A 12083-nucleotide genomic window follows, 5' to 3' on the forward strand; every position below is an offset into this window, starting at 1 on the left:
GCTGCGATGGACTGCGAAGCAGTCCTGATGCCTTGAAGGGCCTTCGGCCCTTATCGCAGCCTGCGGCAGCGGCTACAGGGTTTGCGTTTACAACTCGATGCTCATGCCATCAAAGGCCACTTCAACCCCCCGACGAACCAGTTCGGCACGTTCGGCGGAGTCTTCGTCGAGGATCGGGTTGGTGTTGTTGATGTGGATAAGTACTTTGCGTTGCTCGGGCAATTGCTCAAGCACTTCGAGCATGCCACCGGGGCCGTTTTGCGCCAGGTGGCCCATCTCGCGGCCGGTACGGGTGCCGACGCCACGTCGCTGCATTTCGTCGTCGTCCCACATCGTGCCGTCCACCAGCAGGCAGTCGCTGCCAGCCATGATTTCCAGCAACGGCGCGTCAACTTTGCCCAGGCCCGGGGCATAGAACAGTTTGCCACCGGTGCGCAGGTCTTCGACGATCAGGCCGATGTTGTCGCCCGGGTGCGGGTCAAAGCGGTGCGGCGAATACGGCGGCGCGGCACTGCGCAATGGCAGCGGGCTGAAACGCAGGTTGGGGCAGGCCGGGATGGTGAATGATCCCTCCAGCTCGATGCGGTTCCAGTTCAGGCCGCCATTCCAGTGCTTGAGCATGGTGAACAGCGGGAAGCCGGTGCTCAGGTCTTCGTGGACCATGTCGGTGCACCAGACTTCGTGCGGGCAGCCTTCGCGCAGGCTCAGCAGGCCGGTGGTGTGGTCGATCTGGCTGTCCATCAGGATGATGGCGCTGATCCCGGTATCGCGCAGGGCCCGGCCCGGTTGCATCGGAGCGAAGTCCTGGAGTTGTGCGCGAATGTCGGGCGAGGTGTTGCACAGCACCCAGTTCACGCCGTCGTCGGAGATCGCAATCGACGATTGGGTACGCGCCTTGGCGTTTAAAGAACCATCACGAAAACCCGCGCAGTTGACGCAGTTGCAGTTCCACTGCGGGAAACCGCCGCCAGCGGCGGAGCCTAGAATCTGGACAAACATGGCGTGTTCTCTTGCAAATCTGAAAATAAAAACGCCCCGGCGAACCGAGGCGTTGGGTTGCTCTGCTTGGCTCTTTAATCAAGAGGCCGGGCAGATCAACGGCTGGCGAAGTACATGGTGACTTCAAAGCCAATACGCAGGTCGGTGTAAGCAGGTTTAGTCCAAGCCATTTGGTGACTCCTTCAGCGGGTGGGTGAGTGGGTGTCTCTTGATTAGTCCAGCTCCCGGGGGAGATGTTCAAAAGCTCAGGCAGTCATGTTACTAAATTTGTAAGTTCCTGAACGCCCAATGTTGAAGAAAGCTCATTACATGGTTGGTAACGATCAGCTTCTCCCTGGATAAAACGTTTCAGTTGCCGGGCTAGTGGCCAGGCACAACCAGCGACTTTCAGGCTCGTTAATCTGCTGAGCCGCCTTGAGTGTAGTGCCTTGATCCAGTGCCATAAGTGCGGTGTAGAGGGCTGTCAGGTAATCCGACGGGTGGCCTGCGAGTTTGGCCTGCCAGAGTAGTTCGCTGGCCTGGAGCACGCCCAGGGCATCGCTAGAGAATTGTTGGGCCAAGGCTGTGCGGGCCTGGATGAAAGATGTTTCATCCAGTGCCGAGATAAGATTCGGCAAATTCTTAAGGAAAGTTTGGAGGTGATCGAAGATTTCTTCTGTCGAGGCATGAGGCGATTGCACGCCGAACAGCAGGCCGGTTTGGCCATTGATCTGGCGCAGGCCGCTGAACACCGCATAACCCAGTTGCAGCTCGACCCGCAGACGTTGATAGAGCGGGGTTTGCGCCATATGACCGAGTAGGCGCCAGGCCGCTTCGTCGGCGATTGTCGCTTGCGGGGCCGGGCAGTACAGAAGGAGTGCGTGCTCGCTGGAGTCGCAGGGCTCGGTGTGCCAGTGACGTTGGGTGTTGCACTCGTTCGGCTGCACCTGTTGGGCATCGGGGGTGCCCGGGACTTTGTTCAGTACGGGTGTGATCAAGGCCTGTGTGGCAGCAGGCAGCCCGACGGCCAGCCCGTCCCAGTGCGCTTGCGCCCAGCAGTCCTGCAGATCGCCGGCAACAGGCCCGCTGCACGGCTGGCACAGCTCGGGCAGGCGTTTAAGCAGTTGGCGGATGGGTATCAACGGTGCGGCTGGTGAGGGGCTGCCCGCCAGATCTGTGGGTGGTGCGCCGAGTGCGCGCACTGCATGTTCCAGAATGGCGGGCATTGGCTCGTGCAAGCCGTGCATTTTGAGTAGCCAGTTATTGCCCTGTGCGTTGAACGACAGTTCGACTCCGGCGTGGCGAGCATCGAGAGCGAGTGAGCGCAGGTTGTTTTCCAGCGACGCCAACAGCTCCGGGGCAGGTTTTGCCAGCAGGCGCCAGCGCAGGTAGATCGCGGCTTCGCCGCTGTGGCCGGGAATTGCCGTGCTGAAGCTCATGGCAGACAGGTCGCGGCGACTGCGCAGGCGATCCTGGGCAAACGTGCGCAAGCCTCGATGCGCGCTGGTTTGCCCGCGAATCAGGCCGGCACTGACCGGTTCTTTTGCTGCCATCAGAAACGGGTTAGGCGCAGGCAGTTGCCAGGCATGCTGCCCGGCTGGCATTGGCGCGTGGGGCATCTGTTCCAGCACGGCCTTGAGGGCTGTAATGCCTTGTTCTGACAGACCGGGTACATGTTGCTCACCATAATGGCGGGCCAGTTCCAGTGCAGTGCTGACGTCTTGCTGACGCTGTTGCAGCAAGCGGTACTCGTCCCGAAGCGCAGGCCAATCCTGTTGCGCGCTGAAAAACGCCAGCCAGTCATGGAGGGTGTTCTGGATCTGTGTGGCGTGCCGGGCGATGTCGGTGGCGGCACTGAACTCAATCTGCAGCAGGGCCTGACCATTGAAGTGGTAGATCGATGTGGCTTTGAGGGTGTCGATCACGTGGAGCTGGCGTAACTGCGCAATCAGGCCGCCGGCTTTGTCGCTATTGATCCAGTGGCACAGAAAGTCCAGCGCCTGCTCAGACTCGGGCGGCAGTTGCTCAAGGGCGAACATCAGGCTCAGGTGCGGGCCGTCGCAGTGCTGATAGTGTCGCTCGGGGCTGGCCATCAGCACGGGTGCGCGGGTCTGTTGTACGGTGGCACCACAGGGGAGTTCTGCGCTGCAGCGCTCGGCCAGGGCTATCAGGTCCGGGGCTGACTGCGGGCCTGCCAGGCTCAAGGTCATTTGCCCGGTCTGATAAAACCCTTGGTAAAAATCTTTTAAGGCCTGTTGAAAACTCGCACGGGGCACGGGCAGGCTGTAACGGTTGCCCGCATGGAATGCCCGCAACGGGTGGGCCGGGTTCAGCGGCTGGAACAGCTTCATTTCGCGTTGCGCTGAAGCCTCACGGGCCCAGGCGATAAATTCGGCGTGTATGACTTCACGCTCGCGCAGTTGGTCGTCCAGATTCATGCGTGGATGGGCGAGCATGTCGCACAAGCGTTGAAGGCCGCCCTCGAAAGCGGCGCAAGGCAATTCAAAAAAGAACTCGGTATGCCGCTCACTGGTTTTGGCATTCACCTGGCCGCCGTGGCGCTGCACATAGGCCATCAGGTTATCGGACGCTGGGAAGCGCGCGGTACCCAGAAACAGCAAGTGCTCCAAAAAATGCGCCAGCCCAGGCCAGGCTGCGGGCACATCGTGACTGCCTGCGGCGACCCGCAAAACGGCCGCGCAATGCTTGAGGCGCGGCTCATGGCGCACGGAGAGAGTCAGACCGTTTTTGCAGGTCAACCGTTGGGAATGAGGGTGGTTCAGCGCAGGCATGGGCACTTCCGGAACAGAGAAGCGCTCATGCTAGCGGATTTAGCGCTTGCTCAGCTCGCGGTAAAGCTCGGGCCGGCGATCGGCCAGGTAAAAATTACCGTTTTTGGCGTCCAGCAGTTGCTGATGATCCAGTGTGGCGACAATCAGGATCTCGTCCTGTTGGGCCAGCGCGACTTGCTGGCCGTTGGGCGCAGCGATACTGCTTTGACCGCAGTAATGGATGCTGCCTTCGTGCCCGCAATAATTGGCGTAGGCCACATAGCACTGGTTTTCGAAGGCACGACACCGCACGGTGACGTCGGCAATAAAGTCGTAAGGCGCCATGTTGGCGGTAGGCACCACAATCAGCTCGGCGCCGGCCAGGGCAAGGCGGCGGGTGTTTTCCGGGAATTCGAGGTCGTAGCAAATCAGCAGGCCGAGCTTCCAGCCATTGAGCTCGATGACGGGGAATGCGTCAGGGCCCTTGGTGAACATCGAGTGGTCGAGTTCACCGAACAGATGGGTTTTACGGTAGTTGCACAGGCTTTTGCCGTGGGCGTCGATCAATTGCACGCTGTTGTAGATCTGCCCGTCTGCGCCGCGCTCGGGGTAGCCGTACACAATCGCCATGCCCGTGGCCTTGGCCAGCCCGGCAATCTGCTGTGCGGCGTCGCCGTCGCGGGTTTGCGCCAGTCTGGCCACGGCTGGTGCGCCGATGTTGTAGCCCGTGAGGAACATTTCGGGCAGGACCAGCAGGTCGATGTCTTTGGCTTGATGCGCAATGTCATGCAAGCGCTGCAAATTGCCCGCGACATCCAGTGGCAGAGGCGTGCATTGGTAAAGGGCGACGCGCATGGGGTTCTCCTGGTCATTAACTCTGTAGCCGCTGCCACAGGCTGCGATCGGGACCGCAGGGCTCGCTTTTTAAAGCCGCAGCCTGCGGCAGCGGCTACAGGGGGTGTTATTCAATCCGGAAGGGCAATCGGGCCTATTTCGTGGAACACGTCACCCGGGCCGGGGTTCTCTGCATGGGTACTGCCACCGAAGTGGGTCATGATCCCCCAGACCGCATTCAATGAGGTCTGTACCGCGCCTTCAACCCAGGCGGGAGTCCACGACACGTCATCCCCTGCAATGAAGATTCCGCGTTGTTCGCCGGGCATCTCTTGCTGCATGAAGTGTGCGTACATCCGCTGGTTGTAACGGTAATGCCCTGGCAGTGCGCCCTTGAAGGCACCCAGAAAGTGCGGGTCGGCTTCCCACGACACTGTGATCGGATCGCCGATGATGCGGCTGGCGATATCCACCTTGGGGTAGATCTTTTTCAGCGAGTCGAGCGCCAGTTTTACGCGCTTTTCCACCGGGTGCGGGAGCATTTTCAGCGCATCGCTCATCCACGAGTACGACAGGCAAATTACCCCAGGCTTGTCGTCACCGTTGTCGAACAGGTAAGTGCCCCGGGTCAGACGGTCGGTGAGGGTCATGCTCATCAGGTCGCGGCCGGTCTCGGGGTCTTTGTCTTTCCAGAACGGGCGGTCGACCATGACAAACGTCTTGGACGATTGCATATAGCGCGTACGGTCCAGCGCCATCCACACTTTTTGTGAGAACAGCGACTCTTCACATTCGATCTGAGTGGTTAGCAGCCAGCTTTGACAGGTGACCAGTACGGCTTCATAGGGGCGTGTGACACCGAGTATGTCGGTAACAGAAAACAGCCCGTCCGCTGTACGAGAGATAGCTTTGACTCCGGTGCGTGGTGCGCCGTTGTGCAGCGAGCTGAGGCTGGTGCCGGCAGGCCAGTGAGCGCAGCGTTCCGGGGCGTGGCGCCAGATACCCAGCGGTACCTGCTCGACACCGCCGACCACCAAGTGTTGGTGGTCGTCGCAGTTGGTCATCACCACCCGGAAAATTTCGAGCATCGAGTTGGGAAAGTCCGAGTCCCAGCCACCGGTGCCGAACCCGACCTGGCCAAACACTTCGCGGTGCTGGAACGAGAGTTTGGCGAAGGCTTTGGACGTGGCCACGAAATCGTAGAACGTGCGGTCGTCCCACAGCGGAACCAGGGTGTTCCACAGCTCTTTAAGCCGGGGAACGTCACGGTCACGGATGGCTTGCTGGATATCACCAAAGCGCGAACCTTCCTCTAGCGCGTCAGCCCAGGCGTCGGCCACCTCCTGAAACAGTGCAGGCAGGTCCGCCAGTTTTTGTGCGTAGAAGGTCTGGCCTTCGAGGTCGATCACGGTGCTGCCCGAAGCGGGCGTCAGCGGGTTGGGGAAGGGTTTGGTTTCCAGCCCCAGCTTGTCGACGTAGTGGTAAAAAGCGGTCGAGGAGACCGGGAAGCGCATGCCGCCCAGTTCGGCGATCACGCCTTCGCTGCCTTCAAAGGCTTGGGAGCGCAGGCGCCCGCCCATTTTTGAGGCTTCGTACACCACAGGCTTGAAGCCAAGCTTCATCAGCTCATAAGCCGCCACCATTCCGGCCATTCCGGCGCCGACAATCGCCACTTCCGAACCCAGCTTGTCCGCCGGGATACTGCCCAGGCCGGCCGGGTGTTCGATCCAGTCATCAAAGGCAAACGGAAAGTCCGGGCCGAAGATGGTGATGGGCTTTTTACCGTCGTTAGGGTGGCGATTATTCTTGTTCATGGCTGACCTTGCTGGCGACCCAAGCGTAATGTTGAGTATAGGAAAAGACAGGCACCATGATAGGGAGCGCGGAGCACGTTAATAAGACGCAAATTGTCGTCGTTATGGCTTTTGTTTAGTCAATATGACGAGATTGGCGGTCGAAATGACTTATCCGCGATCGACTTTACTGCTGAGGATGATCGAAGTGGTGGTTTTCTCGACACCTTCGACGCTGCCGATCTGATCGAGCAATTGATCCAGTTGCTCGGGGGAATCGCTGCGCAACCAGGCCACGTAATCGAATTCGCCGCTGACCGCGCACAGTTGCTGTACCTGGACCATCGCGCTCAAGCGCCGGACCACTTCTTTGCCGGAGCGTGGCTGCACGGTGATCCCGACATAAGCCTGTAAACCGCCATCAATCAAACGCTGGCCCAGACGAACGCCATAACCGGTGATGACCCCGTTTTTCTCCAGTCGTGCCAGGCGCGAGGTCACGGTGGTGCGCGCAATCCCCAGCTGACGCGCCAGCATCGCCACGCTTTCTCGGGCATTGAGCTGCAAGGCCGCAATCAATTGACGGTCCATTTCATCCAGCGCGGGCGGGCGGGTATCAGACAAGAGGAGACTCCAGATACACGAAAGCCGCGCAGTGCGCGGCTTTGAGTTTGGTGGGCCCAGTAGGACTCGAACCTACGACCAAGGGATTATGAGTCCCCTGCTCTAACCAACTGAGCTATAGGCCCTCAGTAGGCCGCGGATTATAACGATGGTTTCTCGGTAGTGCTATCCGAAAAGTCTGAAATAAACAGGCGAAGGAAAGTTGCTGCGAATTCTTCTGCAGGTAAAGGCGCGCTGACGATGCGGCCCTGGATTTGTTCGCAGCCGGCTTTGGTCAGAAAATCCTGTTGTGCCCGAGTTTCGACACCTTCGGCAATGATGGTGATTTGCATGCTGCGCCCCAGTGCAATGATGGCGCGGACGATCGCGGCATCGTGGGCGTCATTGGGCAGGCCCCGGATAAATGACTGATCGATTTTCAGTGTGTCCAGCGGCAAATGCTTGAGGTAGCTGAGGGAGGAGTAGCCGGTACCAAAATCGTCAATGGACAGTTGCACGCCTAGCTGTTTGAGCTGGAGCAGTACCACAAACGCTTCTTCGGTCTGGCTCGTGATGACGTTTTCGGTGATTTTCAGCTGTAAGCAACCCGGCTTGAGCTCGTAGGTTTTAAGTAACTGATGGATACGCGCCAGCAGTTTTGGACTGTGCAGTTGAGAGCTCGCCAGGTTGACGGATATCGGCCCAAAGGGCTCGTAAATCTGATGCCAGGCATGCAGTTGTTGGCAGACGCGTTCGAGCATCCAATCGCCTATTTGAATGATCATGCCGTTTTCTTCGGCCAGATGAATAAAGCGCTCGGGCGGGATTTCTCCGAGTTCAGGGTGGTTCCAGCGAATCAGTGCTTTGGCGCCGACCAGGCTGAGGTCGCGCAAGCTGATTTTAGGTTGATAGAACAGTGCCAGTTGGTCGCGCTCCAGCGCCCGGCGCAGATCCTGCTCCAGAGAGACGCGCGCACTGGCCTGGGCGCTCAGGTCCTGGGTGTAGCGTTCGACGCGGTTGCGACCTTTGAGTTTGGAGCGGTACATCGCGGTATCGGCATTCTTGATGAGGGTGGCTACTTCGGTGCCGTCTTCCGGATACACGCTGATGCCAATGCTGGCGCTGATAAACAGTTCATGCTCGCCTGCCGGGAAGGGGGCGCTGAAACACGCCAGGAGCTTGTCGGCGATGAGGTCTGCATCACGGGGGTGTTTGAGCCCGGGCAGCAAGATAATGAATTCATCGCCGCCCAGGCGGGCAACGGTGTCGATATCGCGCAACTGTTCTTTGAGGCGGGTTGCAATGCCATTCAGCAGCAGGTCGCCGACCGGGTGGCCGAGGCTGTCATTTATGTTCTTGAAGCGGTCCAGGTCCAGAAACAAGACGGCGCCGTGCTGGCCATTGCGCCTCTGGTCCGTGAGCACCTCGCGCAGCCGACGCTCAAACAGCAAACGGTTGGGCAGGTTGGTCAGCGGGTCGTGGTGGGCTTGGTGGTCAAGGCGCGACTGGGCATGTTTGAGGCTGGAGATGTCAGAAAATACGCCTACAAAATGGGTCGCCAGGTTGTCGCTGTTGCGTACGGTGCTGATGGTCATCCAGTTGGGGTGTATTTCACCGTTTTTGCGTTTGTTGCTGATTTCGCCCTGCCAGTGGCCATCTTTTGAAAGTTGATGCCACATCTCGGCAAAGAACAGGCTGTTGTGCTGGCCGGAAGCCATAATGCGCGGAGTCTGGCCAAGGACTTCGCTCTCGCTGTAACCGGTAATTTCGGTGAAGGCCCGATTCACCGCGGTGATGACTTGCTGGGGGTCGGTGATGACGATGCCTTCAGCCGTACTCTCAAAGACGGTGGCCGTTTGTTGCAGTTTCTCCTGCATCTGATGGCGCTCTGTGATGTCGCGCGCGATGGTCAATATGCAGTTCTCGGTACCGATCATCAGTGGGTAGCTGGAGATTTCACAGAGGCGGATTCGTCCGTCCCTGTGTCGGATGCTGCACCTGAAGTCACGGGCAAAGCCGTTTTCCTCCAGTCGCCTCAGAAGTTCAACGCGTTGCTCAAGATCGACCCACAGGTGCAGGTCCAGTGTTGAATGGTGCAGGGAAGCGTCGCTGTCATAACCACTGAGCTGGCTAAAGCCTTCGTTTGTCTCGATCATCAGGCCGTCGCTTTGTCGAGTTATCAAAAGGCCATCTGGAGAGGCGTGGAACGCTTTGGCGAACTTTTCTTCGGAGAGGCGCAAGGCTTCTTCGACCTGCTTGTTATCGCTGATGTTGATCATAAGACCGCGCAGAACGGCCTGTTGGTTGTGGGTGGTGATACTGGCTATGTCCCGCAGCCACAAGGTATTGCCGTCAGCGGTCACCACTCGATAGTCCAAGCTGTGGTTATGGCCGGCGCTGACCTCTTTATCGCGGCAGGCTTGGGCCTTGGCCTGGTCATCGGGATGCAGGATCCGGCTCCAGAACCCCGGGCTTGACCAGTCCGCGATAGGGTAGCCGAGTAAGACTTCTGCTTGGGGCGAGACATAGGTGTAGGCATCGCCGTCCAGGCGTGTCTCCCAGGCGATAGCCGAAAGGCTTTCTATCAGGCTCCTGTAGTGATATTCGCTGCTGCGCAGCGCTTGTTCGAGGGCTTTTCGGTGGGAAATTTCATAGCTCATGCGTCGGTTGATGCGGATGACCACGATCAGTACGACGATCAAAAGCAGCGCGCCGGGGAGGATATAGAGCAGCAAGGTGCGCCACAGGGCACGGTAGTCGCCAATCCAGTGCTGCTGATTATTAGCGATTGCTCCCAGGTTGGTGTCGGGTAGTACCTTGTCAAGCAGCCAGTCGATTCTGGATTGCTCGGTCAGCTCTGATACGGCCACTTGCCGGGGGGCCGGGTACAGATGTGCATGACCGGTCGCCAGGTCAGCATAGAGCGCGCGCGGGTTACGAAACTCAAATGACGGGCGAGTGGTATCTATACCGCGGAACAGTTGAGGGTGTTTTTCGAGTCGTTGCTGCTCTTTATCACTAAACGTCAGGGCACAGGTGGCAGTGGTCCAGGCGACAAGCGACAGAAGCAGGAAAGCCAGCAATCGTGACATGCGCGTCTCTTCAGTGCGCGTGGATGCATCCAGTGTAGTCGGACTGTGGCGGGGGGAAGGGGCGAGAAAGTGTTTGGCTATAAAGCAAAACCCCCGGCAGGGCCGGGGGTTTTGTTATCACTCGTCTAGGAAGGAGCGCAAATGCTCGCTTCTCGTCGGGTGGCGCAGCTTGCGCAACGCTTTGGCTTCGATCTGGCGAATCCGTTCACGGGTAACGTCGAACTGTTTACCAACCTCCTCAAGGGTGTGGTCGGTATTCATGTCGATGCCGAAACGCATGCGCAATACTTTGGCTTCACGGGCTGTTAGGCCGCCGAGTACGTCGCGTGTCGCTTCTTTAAGGCTCTCAACAGTGGCTACATCGATTGGCGACTGCATGGTCGAGTCTTCGATGAAGTCACCCAGATGGGAGTCTTCGTCATCACCGATCGGGGTTTCCATGGAGATCGGCTCTTTAGCGATCTTCAATACCTTGCGGATTTTATCCTCAGGCATTTCCATGCGTTCGCCCAGCTCTTCCGGGGTCGGTTCGCGACCCATTTCCTGCAACATCTGGCGGGAAATACGGTTGAGCTTGTTGATCGTCTCGATCATGTGCACCGGAATACGGATGGTGCGGGCCTGGTCGGCGATCGAGCGAGTGATCGCCTGACGGATCCACCAGGTGGCATAAGTCGAGAATTTGTAGCCGCGGCGGTATTCAAACTTGTCTACCGCTTTCATCAAGCCGATGTTGCCTTCCTGGATCAGATCGAGGAACTGCAAGCCACGGTTGGTGTACTTCTTGGCGATGGAGATAACCAGACGCAAGTTGGCTTCAACCATTTCTTTCTTCGCGCGGCGGGCCTTGGCCTCACCGATCGACATGCGACGGTTGATGTCCTTGATCTCGGCAATCTTCAGGCCGGTTTCTGCTTCCAGGGCAGACAGCTTTTGCTGGCAACGGATGATGTCCGGTTGCAGGCGACCAATGGCTTCAGCATATTTGCTTTTGCCTTTGGCCAGCGCGTCGCTCCAGCTTTCGTCGACTTCGTTGCCCGGGAACAGGCGCAGGAAATCGGTGCGCGGCATGCGTGCATCACGTACACACAGCTGCATGATGGCGCGCTCTTGTGCACGCAGACGCTCCAGGGCGCTGCGAACACGCTCAACCAGGCCTTCGAATTGCTTCGGGACCAGCTTGATCGGCATGAACAGCTCTGCCAGTGCAACCAGCTCGGCAATTGCCTGCTTGCTGCCACGACCGTGCTTTTTCAGTGCCTTGCGCGCGAGTTCCATCTGATCGGAAACAGCGCCAAAACGCTGGGCCGCGATGATCGGGTCGGGGCCGCTTTCGACCTCTTCCTCTTCTTCGGTGGACTCTTCCTTATCATCCTCTTCGTCATCACCTTCGGCTTTCACCTTTGGGTCGACAGGAGGCGGCACTTCGGCTGCAGGCGGCGCAATACCGTCGTCCGGGTCGATATAACCGCTCAGAACGTCGGACAGGCGACCACCTTCGGTGGTGACGCGAGTGTACTCGGAGAGAATATGGTCAACCGTGCCAGGGAAGTGCGCGATTGCGCCCATCACTTCACGGATGCCTTCTTCAATACGCTTGGCGATTTCGATTTCGCCTTCACGTGTCAGCAGTTCTACCGTGCCCATTTCGCGCATGTACATGCGCACTGGGTCAGTAGTACGACCAATGTCGGTCTCTACTGCCGCCAACGCGGCAGCTGCTTCTTCAGCAGCTGCCTCGTCGGTGTCGGCATCGGCCAACATAAGGGCGTCCGCATCCGGAGCACTCTCGTGTACGGGGATCCCCATGTCATTAATCATGCGGATGATGTCTTCCACTTGCTCCGGATCTGAAATATCTTCGGGCAGGTGGTCGTTGACCTCTGCGTAAGTCAGATACTTCTGCTCACGGCCGAGGGTGATCAACTCTTTGATACGAGACTGCTGTTGCGCTTTTCCGGACATAACACCCTATCCACTGAAGGTCTTGGCGGGCAAAAAACAAGCCGAGG

At 58.5% G+C, this 12083-nt stretch carries 7 protein-coding genes, 1 tRNA gene and 1 pseudogene; all 9 read right to left on the minus strand.

What is annotated here, in order from left to right; translation table 11 throughout:
• Window positions 1-87 precede the first annotated feature (87 nt).
• Window positions 88-999 carry a pyrroloquinoline quinone biosynthesis protein PqqB gene (pqqB, locus tag BLW11_RS06100; protein WP_048361138.1) on the minus strand — a complete coding sequence of 304 codons (912 nt, stop codon included), beginning with the start codon at window positions 997-999 and terminating at the stop codon, window positions 88-90.
• Window positions 1000-1094: 95 nt separating this feature from the next.
• Window positions 1095-1169 (minus strand): pyrroloquinoline quinone precursor peptide PqqA, encoded by a 75-nt coding sequence (gene pqqA, locus BLW11_RS06105; protein WP_003444522.1) that lies wholly within the window; start codon window positions 1167-1169, stop codon window positions 1095-1097.
• A 153-nt stretch (window positions 1170-1322) separates the two neighbouring features.
• A complete protein-coding gene (pqqF, locus tag BLW11_RS06110; protein WP_048361137.1) occupies window positions 1323-3770 on the minus strand; it encodes a pyrroloquinoline quinone biosynthesis protein PqqF in 2448 nt (815 codons plus the stop codon).
• 39 nt (window positions 3771-3809) lie between these two features.
• A complete protein-coding gene (locus tag BLW11_RS06115) occupies window positions 3810-4604 on the minus strand; it encodes a carbon-nitrogen hydrolase family protein (protein ID WP_048361136.1) in 795 nt (264 codons plus the stop codon).
• A gap of 110 nt (window positions 4605-4714) precedes the next feature.
• The gene (locus BLW11_RS06120) at window positions 4715-6397 is read right to left on the minus strand and encodes a flavin monoamine oxidase family protein (RefSeq protein ID WP_048361135.1); all 1683 of its coding nucleotides are present in this window, start codon (window positions 6395-6397) and stop codon (window positions 4715-4717) included.
• Window positions 6398-6547: 150 nt separating this feature from the next.
• Window positions 6548-7000, minus strand: a complete 453-nt coding sequence (locus BLW11_RS06125; RefSeq protein WP_048361134.1) for an Lrp/AsnC family transcriptional regulator — start codon at window positions 6998-7000, stop codon at window positions 6548-6550.
• Window positions 7001-7048: 48 nt separating this feature from the next.
• Window positions 7049-7125, minus strand: a tRNA-Ile gene (locus BLW11_RS06130).
• A gap of 15 nt (window positions 7126-7140) precedes the next feature.
• Window positions 7141-9852 (minus strand): annotated as a pseudogene (locus tag BLW11_RS06135) (sensor domain-containing protein); the annotation flags it as partial.
• Window positions 9853-10188: 336 nt separating this feature from the next.
• A complete protein-coding gene (gene rpoD, locus BLW11_RS06140) occupies window positions 10189-12036 on the minus strand; it encodes an RNA polymerase sigma factor RpoD (protein WP_048361132.1) in 1848 nt (615 codons plus the stop codon).
• Between the last annotated feature and the right edge of the window lie 47 nt (window positions 12037-12083).

The organism is Pseudomonas deceptionensis (assembly GCF_900106095.1).
Lineage (GTDB): Bacteria > Pseudomonadota > Gammaproteobacteria > Pseudomonadales > Pseudomonadaceae > Aquipseudomonas > Aquipseudomonas deceptionensis.